Annotated in this window: 16 protein-coding genes; 11 read left to right on the forward strand and 5 right to left on the reverse strand. The window is 74.8% G+C overall.

The window, feature by feature from the left end; genetic code table 11:
- Positions 1–382 precede the first annotated feature (382 nt).
- The 6 genes from IE332_RS16655 to IE332_RS16680 all read left to right on the forward strand — a co-directional run bounded on the left by IE332_RS16655 (position 383) and on the right by IE332_RS16680 (position 5964).
- Complete coding sequence (locus IE332_RS16655) at positions 383–685, forward strand: hypothetical protein (protein ID WP_189916766.1); 303 nt, start codon at positions 383–385, stop codon at positions 683–685.
- A gap of 138 nt (positions 686–823) precedes the next feature.
- A complete protein-coding gene (locus tag IE332_RS16660) occupies positions 824–2224 on the forward strand; it encodes a SidA/IucD/PvdA family monooxygenase (RefSeq protein ID WP_229928651.1) in 1401 nt (466 codons plus the stop codon).
- Between the two features lie 98 nt (positions 2225–2322).
- Positions 2323–3954: a class I tRNA ligase family protein gene (locus tag IE332_RS16665; RefSeq protein WP_189916774.1), complete on the forward strand. Its 1632-nt coding sequence runs from the start codon at positions 2323–2325 to the stop codon at positions 3952–3954.
- Entirely contained in the window at positions 3951–5249 is a 1299-nt protein-coding gene (locus IE332_RS16670; protein ID WP_189916776.1) for a saccharopine dehydrogenase family protein, read from the forward strand. Before IE332_RS16665 ends, IE332_RS16670 begins: the two co-directional genes overlap by 4 nt.
- Positions 5246–5593: a cupin domain-containing protein gene (locus IE332_RS16675; protein WP_189916778.1), complete on the forward strand. Its 348-nt coding sequence runs from the start codon at positions 5246–5248 to the stop codon at positions 5591–5593. The genes IE332_RS16670 and IE332_RS16675 overlap by 4 nt, the downstream gene beginning before the upstream one ends.
- A gap of 203 nt (positions 5594–5796) precedes the next feature.
- Positions 5797–5964, forward strand: coding sequence for a hypothetical protein (locus tag IE332_RS16680; RefSeq protein WP_189916780.1), 168 nt, complete (start codon positions 5797–5799; stop codon positions 5962–5964).
- 85 nt (positions 5965–6049) lie between these two features.
- Here the strand turns inward: IE332_RS16680 and IE332_RS16685 are convergent, their stop codons facing one another.
- Both IE332_RS16685 and IE332_RS16690 read right to left on the reverse strand, forming a co-directional pair.
- Positions 6050–7303 (reverse strand): GNAT family N-acetyltransferase, encoded by a 1254-nt coding sequence (locus IE332_RS16685; protein ID WP_189916782.1) that lies wholly within the window; start codon positions 7301–7303, stop codon positions 6050–6052.
- A gap of 101 nt (positions 7304–7404) precedes the next feature.
- Positions 7405–8655: an ATP-grasp domain-containing protein gene (locus tag IE332_RS16690; RefSeq protein ID WP_189916784.1), complete on the reverse strand. Its 1251-nt coding sequence runs from the start codon at positions 8653–8655 to the stop codon at positions 7405–7407.
- A 37-nt stretch (positions 8656–8692) separates the two neighbouring features.
- Between IE332_RS16690 and IE332_RS16695 the strand changes: the two genes are divergently transcribed.
- A complete protein-coding gene (locus IE332_RS16695) occupies positions 8693–9391 on the forward strand; it encodes a thioesterase II family protein (RefSeq protein ID WP_189916785.1) in 699 nt (232 codons plus the stop codon).
- A gap of 43 nt (positions 9392–9434) precedes the next feature.
- Here IE332_RS16695 and IE332_RS16700 read toward each other — a convergent pair whose 3' ends face one another.
- The 3 genes from IE332_RS16700 to IE332_RS16710 are packed head-to-tail and all read right to left on the reverse strand — an operon-like array spanning position 9435 to position 12555.
- Positions 9435–9956, reverse strand: a complete 522-nt coding sequence (locus IE332_RS16700) for a flavin reductase family protein (RefSeq protein ID WP_189916787.1) — start codon at positions 9954–9956, stop codon at positions 9435–9437.
- Entirely contained in the window at positions 9953–11158 is a 1206-nt protein-coding gene (locus IE332_RS16705; RefSeq protein ID WP_229928652.1) for a MupA/Atu3671 family FMN-dependent luciferase-like monooxygenase, read from the reverse strand. Before IE332_RS16705 ends, IE332_RS16700 begins: the two co-directional genes overlap by 4 nt.
- Positions 11159–11181: 23 nt before the next feature.
- On the reverse strand, positions 11182–12555 hold the full coding sequence (locus IE332_RS16710; protein ID WP_229928653.1) for a KamA family radical SAM protein: 1374 nt from the start codon (positions 12553–12555) through the stop codon (positions 11182–11184).
- Between the two features lie 263 nt (positions 12556–12818).
- Here IE332_RS16710 and IE332_RS16715 point away from each other — a divergent pair, with 263 nt between their 5' ends.
- Genes IE332_RS16715 through IE332_RS16730 form a run of 4 tightly spaced genes read left to right on the forward strand, consistent with a single transcriptional unit; the run spans position 12819 to position 17426 of the window.
- Positions 12819–13367 (forward strand): phosphopantetheine-binding protein, encoded by a 549-nt coding sequence (locus IE332_RS16715; RefSeq protein WP_189916789.1) that lies wholly within the window; start codon positions 12819–12821, stop codon positions 13365–13367.
- Positions 13360–14907 carry an AMP-binding protein gene (locus IE332_RS16720; protein ID WP_189916791.1) on the forward strand — a complete coding sequence of 516 codons (1548 nt, stop codon included), beginning with the start codon at positions 13360–13362 and terminating at the stop codon, positions 14905–14907. Before IE332_RS16715 ends, IE332_RS16720 begins: the two co-directional genes overlap by 8 nt.
- Positions 14900–16171 carry an MFS transporter gene (locus tag IE332_RS16725; protein ID WP_189916793.1) on the forward strand — a complete coding sequence of 424 codons (1272 nt, stop codon included), beginning with the start codon at positions 14900–14902 and terminating at the stop codon, positions 16169–16171. Before IE332_RS16720 ends, IE332_RS16725 begins: the two co-directional genes overlap by 8 nt.
- Positions 16164–17426, forward strand: a complete 1263-nt coding sequence (locus IE332_RS16730; RefSeq protein ID WP_189916795.1) for an ATP-grasp domain-containing protein — start codon at positions 16164–16166, stop codon at positions 17424–17426. The genes IE332_RS16725 and IE332_RS16730 overlap by 8 nt, the downstream gene beginning before the upstream one ends.
- The last annotated feature ends 56 nt before the right edge of the window (positions 17427–17482 follow it).

Genomic DNA, 17482 nt, shown 5'->3' on the forward strand with positions numbered 1-17482 from the left:
CCGGGAGTACCGCCCGCCGATGAGCCGGCCGGCCGCCGCACGAGGGCGCCGCGGGTCGCCGGGGTCCGTCGGGGTCCGTCGGGGTCCGTCGGGTTTCGTCGGCCGGGCCGGGCGTCGGCGGGGCGGGGTGACCGGTGTCGTCCGGAACATCCGGAACGTGTCCGGACGGTGCTTTAACTGCGGTTCATGCGGATGGTGCGGTGGAAACGTGTACGCCGCGGTGGTGGGGGAATTGCGCTCGATCGGCTCGATGAGTAGGGTTTCGCCGAATTCCCGGCCTGCGCACCCTCCATCCGTTCTGCGCCTCCTGGGCCGGGCCCGAGTGCGCTTCATTCGTCGGGGTCGAGTCCTGGGCCGAACCCTGCGGCGACAAGGAATGCAGATGTATCTGGTGCACGTCTCGCTGGCTGCTCCGGCTGTTCCGTACGACCCGGTCGATCCGGTGGGGATACGCGGCGCGGTGCTGCGGACGGTGCCGGCGGCCGCGCATGTGACGGCCCGGCTGGACCGGGAGCCGCCGAGCCTGGTGGTGTTCCTGGTGGGGACCGACGCGGGGCAGGCCGAGGCGGCCACCGCCCGTGGCTGTCTCCGGTTGACGATGCCGGGGGAAGTGCTTGACGGATGGTCAATTCTCAACAGTGAGGCGCTGGTCGTGCGGCAGTACTTCGATCGGCTGCTGGACTGATCCGGTTCCTGGCCGATTGCTGCCGTTGCACGGTCCTGCAGGCCGGAACGGGTGACTGGGGGCGGTCCGGCGCGGAAACATGGCCGGGAGAGAACCGCGGAGCACCGTCCGCGGGTTGCCCGAGACACCTGGGAATCCATGGACCGCAGTCGCAGCACAGGCCCGTATGACCTGCTCGTGGTGGGGGGAGGCCCGAAAGCCGCAAGTCTGGCGGCGAAAGCGCACTGTCTGAATCGGCTGGGAATCGCCGAGGTGCGCATTGTGGTGGTCGAATCGGCGGAGATCGCCGCTTCCTGGAGCGGCCGCCACGGAAATACCACCGGTAGTGAATTCCTCGGCACCCGGCCGGAGAAAGACGTCGGATTTCCGTACCGCAGTTCCCGGCTTTTCGAGGCCGGTGGTGCGGAACTGGACGCCATGATGGCCGGTACCTTCTCCTGGCAGCGCTTCCTGGTGTCCAGGGGGGAGTTCAGCCGCTGGGTCGACTCCGGCGGGCCGGCCCCCACCCACCGGGTGTTCGCCGAGTACCTGGCGTGGGTGTTCGACCAGGCCACCGAGGGTGTCGAGGTGGTCCGCGGCCGGGTGACCGGTCTGCACCGGGGGCCGGAGCGGTGGACCGTCGACCACCTGGACGCGGAGGGCCGGCCGCGGTCGGTCGAGGCGTACGGCGTGGTGCTCACCGGGCCGGGCGAGTCGCGTCCGCTGCCCTGCGACGAGGGCGCCGCGGACCGGGTCGTCCCCGCCTCGGTGGACCGTTCCACCGTCCGTCCGCTGCTCGGCGGCAGCCGTGAGGTGCTGCTGGTCGGCGCGGGGGAGAGCGCGGCGAGCTTCGCGACCTACCTGCTCGGCACGCTGGGTGACGCCGTGTCGACGGTCACCATCGCCTCGCCGACCCCGCCGTACAGTCGGGCCGAGTCCTACCTGGAGAACGGGGTCTACTCGGAGCCCGAGGCCGCCGGCTGGCAGGAGCTGCCGGAGCCGCTGCGCGAGGAGTTCATCCGGCGCACCGACCGGGGAGTGCTCTCGCCCGGCGTCCTGGCCGGCCTGGCCGGCGACCCGCGGCTGCGCTTCGAGACCGGCCGGGTGGAGTACATCGGCTCCGGGGCGAACGGCCGGCTCGGAGCCGAGCTGGACGGACCGTCCGGCCGCCGCAGGATCGACTGCGACCTGGTGGTGAACTGCATCGGCAGCTCGCCGCTGGCCCAGCTGCGCCTGCTGCTCTCCCCGTCCACCGCGCGGGAGTTGGCGGCCGACGCCGGGGTCGACCTCGGCGACCAGCGCTCCGTGATGCGCGCCGTGGCCGCCGACCTGGCCGTGGAGGCCCCCGGGCCCCGGCTGCACGTCCCCGCCCTGGCCGGGCTCGCCCAGGGCCCCGGCTTCGCCAACCTCAGCTGCCTCGGCGCGCTCTCCGACCGCATCCTGCACAGCTACGCACCCGGCGGCCGCCGGGCGGACGGCGAGCAGCGGACGGCGACCGGCGCGGACGGCGCGAACGCCGCGAGCGACCGGTCCCCCGCGGAGCTCGGCGTCCCCGCCTGAGCCGACCGGTGGTTTCGATCCCGGCTCCCACGCGCCCGGTGCCCGGCGGCTCCGCGCCCCGGGCCCGCTGACTCACGTACGACCATTCGAGGAGAACCATGCCCACCGCCGACCCGTCGGCCACCGTCCTGTTCGCACCGAGCAACCCCACCCCTAACGGAGACCTGCACGTCGGTCACCTGGCCGGCCCGTTCGTGGCGGCCGACGTGGCCCGCCGCTCCCTCGAGTTCCACGGCGGGCAGGGCCGGCTGCTGCTCGGCACCGCCTGGATGAACACCCATGTGATGTTCGCCGCCGAGCAGGCCGGCGTGCCGTACCTGGAGTACGCGGACCTGCTCGGCGAGCGGATCTGGGAGACCTTCAGGTCGGCCGCCGTCGAGCCGGACGTGGCGCTGCGGACCGCCCAGGCGGACCGGATCGGCACGGTGGTGCTGGAGATGCTGCGGCGGGCCACGGAGTCCGGCGCGGTACGGCCGCGCACCCGGCCCGCGCACTACTGCACGGCCTGCGCGGACTGGCGCTTCCAGGGCTATGTGAGCGGGAGCTGCCCGCACTGCGGCACCGCGGGCGCGGCCGGGATCGACTGCGAGGCCTGCGCGCTGCACCACGACGACTCCGAACTGATCGGCGGCACCTGCACGGTGTGCGGCGGCGAGACCGAACTGCGGCCGCTGCGGCGGCTCTACCTGCTGCTGGAGCCCCTGCGCGAGGAGCTGACCGGCTGGCTCGCCGGGGCGCACCTGTCGCCGGCCGCCCGCCGGTACGCCGACCTGGTGCTGGCCCGGGAGCTGCCCGAGGTGCCGGTCAGCTATGTGTCGGCGCTGGGCATCCCGCTCCCGGAGCTGCCGGTCGATCTGACGGACGGTCAGAGCGTCTACCCCTGCTTCGAGTTGGCCGGGCGCTACCAGGTGATGGTGGAGCTGGCCCGGGAGTCCGGGGTCGCCCCGGAGGGCTCGCCCTCGGCGATGTTCTTCGGCTTCGACAACGCCTTCGAGCGGCTGTTCATCCTGCCGGCCGTGCTGCTGGCCGCCGGTACGGGCGTCGCGCCGCTGCCGAGCTACCTGGACATGTCGTACTTCTACCGGCTGGACGGCGCCAAGTTCTCCACCTCCCGCAACCACCTGGTGTGGGCCCGGGACCTGGTGGCCCGCAGCTGCGCCGACGAGGCCCGGCTGTACACCTCGCTGACCCGCCCGGAGACCGGCGAGACCGACTTCACCATGGCGGAGTTCCTCGCCTCGCCCGCCCACGGGCTGGCCGGACGGCTGCTGGCCTGGGCCGAGGAGCTCGGCGCCACGGCACCGGAAACCGACGCCGTGGCAGGGCAGTTCAGCCAGGGGCCGGCCGCGCTGGCGGCGAGCTGCGCCACCTGGGCGCAGGACCTGTGGCGGGCCTACCGGCTGGAGTCCTTCTCCTGCCGCTCGGCGGCCCACGCGCTGCTGCGGCTGGTCCAGGACGGGCGGTCGGCGCTGACCCTGGCCGCCGCCGCGCCGGAGCGGGAGGCCGGCGAGTACCGGGTCCTGGCGCTCCAGGTGCTGCGGACGGTCGCGGTGGCCGGCCTGCCCTTCCTGCCGGAGACCTGCGCGGCGCTCCGGCAGCGGCTCGGCCTGGCGGCGGAGGGCGTGCGCTGGGACGGCACGCTGCTGACCGGCGTCCGGACCGGAGCCACCGTGCCCGGCGACAGCCGGACGGACGGCCCCGGCACGGCCCGGACGGCGGTCGCCGTATGAGGTACGCGGTGGTCGGCTGCGGGCCGATGGGGGCCGCGGCCGCCCTGCGGCTCGCCGCGACCGACCCGGACGCCGAACTGGTCCTGGCCGACCGCGACCCGGAGCGGGTCGAGGAGGTGGCGGCCCGGCTGCGGGCCGGCGCCGGGGTCTCGGTCCGGACGCTGGTCGGTGACACCGGCGACGCGGAGTTCCAGCGGACGGTGGGCGGCGCGGACGCCGTGGCGGTCGCCCTGCCCTGGGTCGCCGCCCGTCCGCTGCTGGACCGGCTGGTGGCCTCCGGGACCGCCGCCACCGGTATCGGCCGTCCGCCGGACGACGGGCTCACCGGGCTCGACGAGGCGGCCCGCCGGGGCCGGACCCGGCTGATCCTGCCGGTCGGCCTGGAGCCCGGCCTGACCGAGATCCTGGCCCGCCGCGCCGCGGCCAGGCTCCGCGCCTGCGAGCAGCTGCGGATCTGGTGCGGCGGCATCCCGCTCAACCCCCGTCCGCCCCTCAACCACCTGGCCCTGTACGGGGACCGGCTGACCATCACGCCCCGGGCGACCTGGAGCGTGCGCGGCGGCGCGCTGGTGCGGGTGCCGCGGTTCGGCGGCCTGGAGTCGGTGCGGGTGGCCGGCCTCGGCACCCTGGAGGCCTACGACGACGGGATGCTGCCGAGCCTGGTCGACGACCCGGTGCTGGGACGCGTCCCCGAGGTGAGCCAGAAGACGCTGCGCTGGCCCGGCTACGCGCAGAAGGTCCGGGCCTTCGCCGAGTGCGGACTGCTCGACGAGCAGCCGCGCACCGTGGACGACTCGCGGGTGGCGCCGCGCGCGGTCCTCGACGACGTGCTCGCCGAGCACGTCCGCCGCCGGGACGGCGACGTGGACGTGACGCTGCTGCACATCCGCGCCACCGGCGGCGGCGACGAGGACTTCGAGACGGCCACCACCACCGTGGTGGACCGGCTGGACACCGACGGCCTCACCTCGATGGCCCGGCTCACCGGCTTCACCCTGGCCGCCTGCGTCCGGCTGCTCGCCGCCGGACTGCCCACCGAGTACGGCCTGCACACCCCGCAGGAGGTGTTCGCCGGCCGGCACGGCGACGAGCTGCTGGCGGAGCTGCGGGCCGCCGGCGTGCGGGTCACCGAGCGGGTCACCGCCGGCCGCCGGCCGGCCGAGGAGTCCCTGCACCACTTCGCCCTGAACCACCCCGATCCGAACCACCCCGACCCGAACCACCCCGATCCGAACCACCCCGACCCGAACCACCCCGACCCGAACCACCCCGAACTGATGGAGACCAACGCATGAGCGTGACCGAGGAGTTCACCGCCCTGCTGCCCGAGGCGGAGTTCAAGCTGCGCCCCTCGGGCGCCCACCTCGCGGTGCTGGACCTGCCCGACAGCCCGGAGCCGGTGGCACCGTTCACCTTCGCGCACATCCACGTCCCGCCGGGCGTGACCACGGCCGCGGACTGCCACCCGGAGCGGGAGGTCTGGTTCGTGCGCAGCGGCTCCGGCGTGCTGTCGGTGGACGGCGTTCCCCGCCGGGTGTCGGCCGGTGAGCACTTCTTCTACGACAGCGGTCACACCCACCAGCTGCACAACGACGGCGAGGAGCCGATCGAGGTCGTCTCGGTGTGGTGGCTGCCCTGATCAGGCTGCCCTGATCCGGGTGGTCTGCGCCGCGGGGTGACGCGGCCGGCGGGCGGCATGGTGTTGCCAGGGCAGCACTATGCCGCCCGTTCGTGCAGACAGCGGGGTGCCCGAGCGGCCAGGCTGGTGAACACAGCCCGGGGCGCGGTGAACGGCCGGCCCGGGCGCACACTCTCCGGTTCCGTCACTCGCAGGAGTCCACCATGCAGAAGACCGCCCGCCCGGCCCTCGTCGTCCTCCTCGCCGTCGTGTGCTCGCTGCTGGGCGCCTCCGTCGTGACCGCCGCCGACGCCGCCGGGCCGGCGCGGGCGGCGGCCGCCGTGACGAACACCGTCACCCCGCAGCCCGGCGACAGCATGGGCTGGGAGTGACCTCCGGCAGTACGGATCACGAAGAAGCGGTGGGACGGCCCCGATCGGGACCGTCCCACCGCTTCTCCGTCGTACGGAGCCGGCGTCAGGAGGCGTCGAGGCCCAGTGCGGCGACCCGGGCCCGGGCGCTGCGGTCCTGGATGGCCAGCAGCTCGGCACAGGGGTCGGCGGCCTCCTCCGGCAGGGTGAAGTAGGCGCGGCGCGGCACCAGTTCGCAGCCCCGGACGTGCTTGGCCTCGGTGGTGCCCAGCCCGTAGTGGATGCGGCGGATGCCGTTGCGGGCGGCCCACTCCAGGGTGTCGTAGTAGACCAGGTTGAAGTAGCAGTACGTGCCGTCCACGGCCGCGTAGTCGAAGCCGGCCGAGCGGGTGTAGAGCACGTCGCCGGCCCGGAAGGCGAGCAGGTAGCCCACCACCCGGCCGTCCCGGACGCTGCTGAGGACGGTGAGGCGCTCCCCGAGGGTGTCGCGCAGCGCGGCGAACTCGCGGCGGGCCCAGCTCTCCCCGGCGGCGTGGCCGTACTTGGCCCGCAGGGCGACGCGCAGCGCGAGGTGCTGCTCGCCGAGCGCGTCGGGGCCCTCGGCGGCCGTGGTGTGCAGGCCGGCCGCCCGGTACGCCTGCATCTCCTTGCGGAGCTTGCTGCGGCGGGCGCTGGGGAAGCGCGCCAGGTAGCCGTCGAGTCCGTTCTCGGGCACGTCGAGGACCGCCTCCGCGCCGAACAGCGCCCGGACGGCACCGGTCGCGGCGGCGTGGTCGCGGCCGGCGGCGTCCTCGGCCGGGTCCAGGTAGAGCAGGGAGTGTCCGGCGCAGCCGAGTTCGGCGGCGGTGGCGCGGGCCAGCCGGTCCAGGGCGGGCACCAGGGGCGCGGTGTCCGCCGGGCTCGCGGCGTCGAAGGGCCGCAGGCCCAGCGAGGAGCCGAAGACGCCGACGGTCAGCCAGGGGTACAGCGTGCCGCGGACCTCGGCGACCCGCGGTGCGAGGTGTCCGGCGCGGGCGGTGTCCTGCTCGGTGGCGGCCGGCGGGTGGCCGATCGCGGAGAAGTCGCCGATGATCCGGGGCCCGTTGTAGAAGAGCAGCTGTTCGGGGCCCCGGATGAGCAGGGAGGGGGCGACGGCGAGCGGCCGGCCGGTGTCGGCCCGGTTGATCAGGAGGTAGAGGATCTCGTGGTCGTCGTCGGCCTCGACGAACCGCCACCAGTCGGCGCTGGCCCAGACCGGTTCGCCGGGCAGGTCGGTCAGCCCGGCCCGGCGCAGATCGGCGACCGAGCCGACGACGGTGCCGGTCAGGCCGTCGCCGAGCGGGCAGGACCAGCCGGTCAGGCCGTCGACGGGTGCGTGCATGGTTGTTCTCCCAACAGAACGGCGACGGTGGCCCCGTGGGTCGCGGGGCCACCGTCGGAGGCGGGTGCCGAGGGGGACGTACGGCGGTGGGTGGGGCCTGCTCAGGCGGTGGTGATCCGGGGGCGGGACAGGTCGACCGCGCGGGCGGCGACGTCCCGGGCGTCCTGGTAGTCCACCGAGCGGGTGATGGCGTAGCCGAGCACGGCGCTGAGCGTCTCGCCCGGGGGGAGCACGATCTTGCCGCCGAGCTCGCGCTCGTAGACGAAGTGCTCCAGGCCGAACAGCTCCAGCACGTCGTACAGGCCGTCGAAGCCGTGGAACTGGCCCTCGACCGGGCTGAGCACGCCCCGGCTGGCCGCGAACAGCTCGGAGCGCTTCTCCATGTCCGGGGCCTGGCCGGTGGCGACCCGGACCAGGTTGGCCGGGAACGGGATGCCGGTGCTGAGCGGGATCAGGTGGGAGGTGATGTAGCCGCCGCCGGGGCGGGCGGCGATCTCCAGCAGCTTGGCGCTGCCGTCGGGCAGCACCCGGCACTCCAGGTGGAAGGAGCACCAGTCCAGGCCGATGGCCTTGGTGACGCTCTCCGCGAGGCGGCGCACGCTCTCCTGCGCCTGCTCGCTCAGCGCGGTCGGGTGGACCTGCTCGTACTCGACGTAGAACGGCTCGGTGACCCACTTGTCGGTGATGCCGGCGATCATCGTGCGGCCGTCGTGGACGAAGCCCTCCACGCTGTGCTCGCTGCCGCCGAGGCGCTCCTCGTAGACGAACTGGCCCTCGTAGTCGCCGAAGACCGGGGAGAGCTCGCGGGTCGCCAGCAGGGTCGCCTGGCGGAAGGTGGCGGCCAGGTCGGTCTCGGCGTCGATCTGGAAGATCGACCGGCTGCCGGAGCCGCCGGCCGGCTTGAGCACGGCGGGGGTGCCGATCTCGGCGGCCGCCGCCTCCAGGTCCGCCAGGTCGTCGACCTTGCGGAAGCGCGGGATCAGGTCCGGGTGGTCCAGCAGGGCCGAGCGCATCGAGTGCTTGTTGCGGGCCTTGTGCGCGGCCTCCAGCGGCACGCCCGGCCAGCCGCAGCGCTGGGCCAGCGCCGCGGCCAGCTCGACCCCGGTGTCGGTCCAGGTGACCACGCCGGAGGCCTTGGTCCGCTGGGCCAGCGTCAGGCCGGCCTTGAGCGCGGCCGGCCGGTCGAAGATGTCGACCTGCTCGAAGTCGCTGATCGCCTCACGGCAGAAGGCGGGCGGGGTGGGGCCGAGCAGCGCGACCTTGTACCCGGCGGCGTGCGCGCCGAGGACGGCCGCGTTGACCTCCAACGGGGTTCGCCGGGTACCGATGAATATGATGGTCGGCTTCGACATGGTGTCTCCTCGGAGCGAGATTCATAGGGGTTCGTTGATGACTGGAACGGCCGTGGTCTGCCTGCCCCCCTCGGGAGCGGGGCGGTCCTTCTACCGCGGCTGGCCGCGCCGGATCGACGAGGCCGCGGTCCGTCCGATGTCGCTGGCGGGCCACGAGGAGCGGATGCGCGACGTGCTGCCCGGTTCGGTGGGGGAGGCCGCCTCGGACATCGCGGACCGGGTGCTCGCGCTGGACGCGGCCCGGGTGGTGCTGTTCGGCCACAGCCTGGGTGCGGCGGTCGCCTACGAGACGGCGGCGCTGCTCGCCGCCCGGCCGGACGCGCCGCGGCTGGCCGTGGTGCTGTCGGCCCGTCAGGCCCCGGGCGGGCCGAGCCCGGTCCTGGCGGCGCTCGACGGTGACGACCGGGCGCTGCTGGACACGGTGTCCGCCTGGGGCGGGATGCCGCCCGGCGGTGCGGACGGTGAGCTGGCGGCGCTGCTGGCCCCCGTCCTGCGGGCGGACCTGGCGATGAGCGCCGGGTACACCGAGCCGGGCGGCCCGCTGCGGGTGCCGGTCACCGTGGTCGGGTACCGGGAGGACACCGTGGTGCCGCTCGCCGAGGTCGGGCGCTGGTCCGCGCTGTGCGAGGGCCCGTACCGCAACGAGACGCTGGCCGGGGGGCACTTCGCGGCGAAGGACGCGCCCGAGGAGCTGATCGGCCTGGTCCGCGAGGTGCTGGAGCGGACGGCGGACTGACCGGCGGTCACGCCTGTCACGCCCGTCACGTCGGTCACATCGCTCACGCCGTCGCGACGCCGGTGAGGCGGCGGCCCAGGTGGACCAGCGGGTCGCGGTCCGGGCCCGGCTCGGCTTCGAGCACTTCGAGGACGGCCAGCTCGTGGTCGCCGGACTCCACCCAGGCCACCGGACGCGCGGTGATCGCGGCGCAGCCCCCGGCGAGGACCAGCCCGCCGGCCGCGCCGCGGGTCACCGTCCGGCCGCGCAGCAGCTCCTCGCCGTCCGGCCGGGCCGGGTCGGCGAACCAGCGAGCCACCTCGGCCTGGTCCGCCGCGAGGACCGTGATGCCGACCGGGCCGCCGCCCTTCAGCGCCCGCAGCAGCCGGGAGGAGCGCTGGAGGGAGACGGTGGCCAGCGGCGGTTCGAGCGAGGCGCAGACCAGGGTGCTGACGGTCGCGCCGACCGTGCCGCCCGGCGTGTCGCACAGCAGCACCGCCACCCCGGCGGGCAGCCGGGCGAAGGCGGAGCGCAGCTGCGCGGGACCGACCGCGGCGGGTGACGGAGCGAGGGTCGTGCCGCTCACCCGGCCACCTCCGCGAGCGGGCGGTCGACGGCCGCGTCGCGGGCGTCGGTGCCGGTGCTGGTGCCGCTGCCGGTGCCGGTGCCGGCGAGCGTCCGGTCGGTGTCCGCGGGCGTCCGGTCGGTGCCGGGGTAGCGGGTGTCGGCGAGCAGTTCCAGGCTGTCCAGGACCCGTTCCAGCGGCAGGCCGAAGTCGACCAGGCAGGCGATCTCGTCCACGCCGGCCGCCCCGACCCGCTCCAGCATCCGCAGGCACTTCTCGGGCGTGCCGATCAGGCTGGCCTCGCGGTGGAAGCGGCGGGCCCGCTCCTCCAGCAGTTCGTCGATCACGGCCTCCGGCAGGGCCGGGATGCTGACCTCGCGGCCGCCGCTGACCGCGCCGCCGCCGGCCGAGGCGCGCAGCTCCAGCTCCAGGGCGGTGCGCAGGTAGCCGCGCAGCGGGGTCCTGGCGGCCTTCCAGCCGTTGTCGGCGTCCCGGGTGGCGTAGGTGTGCAGCATCAGGGTGACCGTGCCGGGGCCCTGGTGGCCGGCCTCGGCCCGGGCCGCGCGGTAGCGGTCGATGCGTTCGCGCAGGGTGTCGAGGTCCTGGCCGAGCAGGTGGGTGAGCAGGTTGGTGCCGAGCCGGCCGGCCGCCTCGAAGGTGGCCGGGTTCCCGGAGGCGGTGAGCCAGAGCGGGAGTTCGGGGGAGAGCGGTGTGGGCTGGACGGCGACCTGGACGGTCCGGCCGGAGCCGTTGCGGCGCTCGACCGGCCGGCCGGCCCACAGCTCGCGCAGTTCGGTCACCGCGTCCTGGACGCGCCGGGCGCGGTCGGCGTAGCGGTCGGGGGCGAGCACGAAGTCGTTGGCGTTCCACCCGGAGCCGAGCGAGATGCCGACCCGGCCGCCGCCGCTGAGGTTGTCCAGCACCGACCAGTCCTCGGCGATGCGCAGGGTGTCGTGCAGCGGGGCGACCACGCTGCCCGCGCGGATCTGGCACCTGGAGGTGCCGGCCGCGAGGGCGGCGCCCAGGACGGCGGGGCTGGGGAACAGCCCGCCGAAGGCGTCGAAGTGGCGCTCGGGCGTCCACACGGCGGTGTAGCCGAGGCGGTCGGCGGCGGCGGCCGCGCCGCGGACCAGCGCGTAGCGGTCCTCGGACCGGTCGGCCTCGGTCGCGCCGAAGAACATCACGCCGAGTGCGGGCAGCGGGCCCGACGGCAGGGAGGGCAACTCGGTTCTCCTCGGTGGGGTGGTCATCGCGCGGCCAGCAGCAGGTCGCTGTCGGTCGGCCCGGTTTCGGTCTGCGCCTCGGTCTGCGCGTCGGTCCGCGCGTCGGTCTGCGCCTCGGACGGCGATCCGGTCTGCGCCTCGGAGGTCGATCCGGACGGCGTCTCGGACGGCGTCCCTGCGTTCTCCTCCCACGGGAAGCAGGGGGCGAAGGCCGGCTCCAGGTGGTTGATCCAGGAGGCGGTCGGGGACCAGTGGGCGAAGAACGACCGCCCGACCAGCGCGGGGTCGCGGGCCTGCAGCATCCGCAGGACGAACACCCGCTGCCCGGCGATGGTCGCCTCGCCGTCGACCGCGATCTTGCCGGGGGTCGCCGACATCACCGGTCCGCGGGCCGAGCGGGCCAGGCCGGAGACGGTGCGCTGGGCGTCCTGGACGATCTGCAGGGCGGTGGCCAGCGGCACTTCGAAGTAGCGGCGGGCACCGGTGTCGCGCTCGACGAAGGCGTAGTACGGGTGGATGCCCAGGTTGACCATCTCGGCCCACATCTCGGCCCAGGTCTCCGCCCGGTCGTTGACGTGGCGGATGATCGGGGCCTGGGCGCGCAGCACCGCGCCGGCGGCGAGGAGTCGGCGGACCGCCGTCCGGGCCTCGGTGGTGGCGAGCTCGCGCGGGTGGGACACGTGCAGCATGACGGCGACCTGCCGGCCGGAGTCGACGATCTCGCCGATCAGCCGCATCAGGTCGTCGGCGTCGGCGTCGGTGGTGAACCGGTGCGGCCAGTACGCCAGCGCCTTGGTGCCGAAGCGGATGGTGCGGATGTGCTCCATGCCCTCGCCCAGCAGCGGGGCGACCCAGCGCCGCAGCACCGCCGTCGACATGATCATCGGGTCACCGCCGGTGAACAGCACGTCCGTCACCTCGTGGTGGCGGCGCAGGTAGGCGGTGGAGGGGTCGAGTTCGGCGCTCAGCCGCAGCTCCGGCATGCCGACGAACTGCGCCCAGCGGAAGCAGTAGCCGCAGTACGCGTGGCAGGTCTGTCCCTGCGAGGGGAAGAGCAGCGCGGTCTCGCGGTACTTGTGCTGGAGGCCCTCGACCACCATGCCGTCCTCGACCGGCACGTTCTGCGCCAGCTGGCCGGAGGGGTGCGGGTTGAGCTCCAGCCGGATGCGCCGGGCGGCCGCCGTGACGGTGGCCCGGTCGGCGCCGCTCAGCAGCAGGTCCGACATCTCGGCGAAGGCGGCCGGTGGCAGCATCTCCCGGTCCGGGAAGGTCAGCCGGTAGATCGGGTCGTCCGGGGCGGCCGTCCAGTCGATCAGCTCGTCCACCACGTAGTTGTTCACCTTGAACGGCAGGACGGCGGCGACGGTCTGGATTTCATGACGGGTTTCCGGGTCCATTGCGCGAACCTGTGGAATGTCCGTGAGGCGCGCCCCGGAAATGCTTCTCAACTTCACTGCTGGAATTCTCCCACGGCTCAACGGAGTGGACTCGTGAACGATCGTGCCACAGCTTCGGCGGCTTGGGGCGGCAGGAAGCTGTCAGGGCAACTTGCTGCTGACAAGGCCTGCTCCCGGCCAGCTCGGAGGGCGGTAGCTTCCTTCTGGAACGGTATTTCACGACCGTAGCAAATAACATTTCGCCGGAATCTGGAGTTTCTGCTGTGGATGCGTTGAAGGTAGCCGAGATCTGGGGTGACCTGGTCGGCCGAGACACCGTGGACATCGACGACGACTTCTTCTTCGATCTCGACGGGAACTCCCTGATGGCGGCCGCCGTGGTCGCCCGGACGAGCGAACTCTCCGGCGTTCCGCTGGAACTGCGCGACCTTTATCTGGCGACCACCCCGCGTGAGCTCGCCGAGCACCTCGCGGCGATCGGCGCGCGGCTCGCCGAGCTCTCGGAGACCGCGCCCGCCACCGGGGCGCTGCCCGCCGTCGCGGCCGCCCTGGCCGAACTCAGCGCCGCGGCCGCCGAGCGGCTGCTGCCGCCGGACACGGTCGTCCGCACCGTCGATCCCGAGGCGGAGGAGGCCGCCGGGGGCCGTCGGATCGCCCTGCTGCGCGAGTACCGGGGCGCGGGCCGCTGCGAGGTGGAGAGCGCGGACGCCGAGGAGGCGGTGCTGCGGCGCGGCGACGGCCCCGCCTTCCGGCTGCGGCTGGCCGGCCCGGTCCTGGAGGTCGGCACCGTCGAGGTAGCCAGGCATGGCTGAGCCGAGCGAGAGCCTGGCCGGGCTCGTCGAGGCCGCCCTCGCCACCGCCGACCCCGCCCGGCCCGCCGTGACCGAACCGGCCGGCACCTGGACGTACGGCGAACTCGACCGTGCCAGCGCCGAGTTGGCCGCCGCACTGGCGGCCGCCCCGGGCCGGGAGCCGGCCGTGGACGGTGCCGGGCCCGCCCCGGTGGCGGTCCTGCTGCCCCGGGGCGCGGCGGCGGTGGCGGCGATGCTGGCCTGCGTCCGCGCCGGGCGGCCGTTCCTGCCGCTCCCGCCGGACACCTCCTCGGCCGCGCTGCCCGACCTGCTGGGCGTCCGCGACCTGGTCACCGCAGGCCCGCCGCCCGCCTGGTGGACCGGCCCGGCGTCCCGGGTGCACCGGGTGCGGCGGGAGGGTCCCCCGGCGGCCCGACCTGCTGTTCAGGCCGTCGCGGGTGACGGGACCGGGTACTTCCTCGCCACCTCCGGCACCACCGGTACGCCCAAGGTGGTGCGGGGTTCGGCCGCCGGGCTGGCGCACTACCTGCGCTGGCAGCGCGAGGAGCTGGCGCTCGGACCGGGCGACGTGCTGTCCAACTCCGCCGACCCCTGGTTCGACTTCTCCTTCAAGGAGACGCTCGCCGCCGTGGTGTCGGGCGCGACCGTGGCCGTCCTCACGGACCGCGAACTGCTCGGCGGGGCCCACCTGTTGAGCTGGGCCGCCGACCACCGGCCGACCATGGTGTGCCTGCTGCCCTCGCGGCTGGCCGCCCTGCTCGGCGCGGCCGAGCGGGCCCCGGCGGAACTGCTGGACGCGGCGTTCGGCCGGCTGCGCCTGCTGCTGGTCTCCGGCGAGGTGTTCCCCACGCCGCTGCTGGCACGCTGGCGGGCGGTCTGTCCGCACGCCACCGTGCTCAACCTGTACGGCCCGACCGAGTCGACCGTCATCAAGCTGAGGCACACCGTGCCGCCCGGCGCGACGGTCGACACCCCGACGGTGCCGGTCGGGACGCCGATCCCCGGCACCGAGGCCCTGCTGGACGCCGGGGAGGCGGCCGAACTCACCCTGGTGTCCGATCAGTTGGCGCTCGGCTACGCCTCCGGCGGGCAGGGCTCCGCCACCCGCTTCGGCACCCACCCGGACGGCCGGCCGCTGCTGCACACCGGCGACCTGGCCCGCCGGACCCCGGACGGCGCGATCGAGATCGTCGGGCGCGCCGACCACGTGGTGAAGCGCCACGGCGTCAAGGTCTCACTGCCGGACCTGGAGGCACAGGCCCGTACCTGCTCCTCGGTCGGCTCGGCGGTCGCCCTGCTGCTGCCCGGGGAACGCGAGCGGATCGTGCTCTGCTGCACCCCGTACGGCGCCGCGGCCGACGGCCCGGCGCTGCGCCGCCTGCTGCGCGAGCACCTGCTCGGCCGGGTGCCGGCGGCCGCCATGCCGGACGCGGTCCGGGTGCTGCCCGAACTGCCGCTCGACCCGCGCGGCAAGGTCGACCGCCGCGCGCTGGCCGCGCTGTTCGAGCCCCGGCCCGAGCCGGTGGCCGCTCATGGCTGAGCCGGTGCCGGGCAGCGCGGCCGTGCGCCGCCGGCTGGCCTTCGGCGCGGCGGTGGACTCCTTCGGCACCGGTCTGCTGCTGTCGACCTCGGCGGTGTACTTCGTCGCCGTGATCGGCTTCGGGGTGGGCGAGGTCGGTGTGGTGATGTCGGTGGCCGGTGTGGCGGGCCTGCTCGGGCCGGTCCCGGTGGGCCGGCTGGCGGACCGGCTGGGCCTGCGCCGGGTGTACTGCGGCGCGCTGCTGCTGCGCGGGGCCGGCTACCTCGGCTACGCGTTCGTCACCGACTTCCGGGTGTTCGTGGTGGCCACCTGCCTGCTGCGGATGCTCGACCAGTCCACGCCGCCCTTGCAGCAGTCACTGGTCGGCGCGCTGGCCGAGGGCGGCGAGCGGGTGCGGACCATGGCGCTGGTGCGCGGTGTCCGCAACACCGCGCTGAGCGCCGGGTTCCTGGTGGCGGGGCTGGCGCTGGCGGCGCACACCAGGCCCGCCATGATGGCGATGCTGATCGGCAACGGGCTGAGCTTCTTCGTCCTGGCCGCGGTGATCGCCTCGCTGCCGATCCCGGCCCCGGCGTCCGCCGCCCCGGCGTCCACCGCTCCGGACGGCGTCGCCGGGCCCGAGGCGGGACCGGACGTGGAGCGCTCCGGTCCGCCGCTGCGCCACCGCCGCTTCGTACTGCTCACGGTCAGCAACGGCCTGCTGCTGCTGCACGACTCGGTGCTGTTCGTGCTGCTGCCGGTCTGGATCGTGACCAGGACCTCGCTGCCCGCCGCGACCGTGGCGGGGCTGCTCGCGGTCAACACGGTGCTGACGGTGCTGCTGCAGCTGCTGTTCAGCCGGACCGAGCGGCTCACCCACCGGCCGGGCGCGGTGCTGCTCGCCGCGGCGGGCTTCCTGGTGGCCGCCTGCGCGGTGTTCCCGGCGGCCGCGCGGCTGTCCGGCGGCTGGGCGGTGGCGGGCTGCGCCGCGGCGGTGGCGCTGCTCACGGTCGGCGAGAACCTGCACGCCGTGGCCGGCTGGCAGCTGTCCTTCGACCTCGCGCCGGCCGACCGGCGCACCGAGTACATGGCCGTCTTCAACCTCGGCCTCGGGCTGCAGAACGTCGTCGGTCCGGCCCTGATGACCTCGGTCGTGCTGGGTGCGGGCCCGGGGGGCTGGCTGCTGCTCGCCACCCTGTTCGCGGGCTCCGCCCTGGCCTGCCGCGCGGCGGGCACGGTGCGGGCCCCGCTACCGGTCTCCCAAGGAGGAATCTGTCATGGCTGAACACGTCCTGGTGCTCGGCGGCGGGATGGACATGCCCGCCATGCTGCGCGAGCAGGGTCTCGACGTACGCACCACGGTGGCCTGCCAGCTCGCGGTGCTGCCGAAGATCCGCCGCTCGGCGGAGCACAGCCGGGTGCTCGGGCTGCGGGCCGACGCCCCGGCGGCCGAGTGGGCCGCGGTGGTCCGGGCCGTCCACGGGCTGGACCCGTTCACCAGGGTCGCCGCCTTCGCGGAGCGCGACCAGGACCGGGCGGCGGCGCTGGCCGAGGAGCTGGGCCTGCCGATGCACAGCCCGCGCACCGTCCACCTGGTGCACCACAAGCCCAGCATGCGCGCCCGGCTGGCCGAGGCGGGCGTGGACGACACCCCGTTCGCGGTGGCGGCCGACGTGGCCGAACTGCGCGCGTTCCTGGCCCGCCACGGCGGGCCGTGCATCGTGAAGCCGGCGATCGGCGCGGGCAGCGTCGGGGTGCGCCGGCTGGACGGCGAGGCGGACCTCGACTCCGCCTTCGCCCGGGCCGACCTGGACAGCGAGTGGGCACGCGGCGGCGTGCTGGTCGAACGGCTGCACGCCGGACCGCAGTTCAGCGTGGAGGCGTTCTCCGAGGACGGCGAGCACCAGGTGGTGTGCGTCACCCGGAAGTACTCCGACCCGGACACCTTCGTGGAGCTCGGCCATGTCGCGCCGGCCCCGCTGCCGGAGGCGGACCGCGCGGCGATCGCCCGGCACGTCGCGGCCGTCCTGGACGCCCTGGACATCCGCTTCGGCCCGACCCACACCGAGGTGGTGCTGACCGCCGACGGCCCGCGCACCATCGAGACCCACATCCGGCTGGCCGGCGACGAGATCCCCGCCCTGGTGCACGCGGCGCTCGGCGTGGACCTGGAGCGGCACACCGTCCGCCAGGTGCTCGGCCTGCCGGTGCTCGCCGAACTGCGGGCCGAGCTCGCCGCGGCGGAGGCGGCCGAGCCCCGGCACGAGGCGGTGTGGTTCGCCCGGCCGACCGCCCTCGGCGTCCTGGACGCCGTGGACGGCCTGGCGCGGGCGCGCGCCGGGGAGGGCGTGTCGGAGGTCCGGCCGCTGGCCGAACCGGGGGCCGAGCTGGCCCCGCTCGACTCCTCCGGCGCCCGGCTCGCCCTCACCCGGGCCCACGGCCCGGACGCCCGGACCGCGGTGGCCCGGGCCCGCGCGGCCACGGCCGAGCTCAGGTTCCGGGTGACCCTGGAGTCGGGCGAGGACCGGCCGCTGGTCTGACCGCGCCCCGGCCCGGCCCCGTCGCGTCACCCACGCCCGGGCCGGGCCGCGTCGGG

Origin of the sequence: Kitasatospora xanthocidica, from assembly GCF_014656195.1 — a bacterium.
GTDB lineage: Bacteria > Actinomycetota > Actinomycetes > Streptomycetales > Streptomycetaceae > Kitasatospora > Kitasatospora xanthocidica.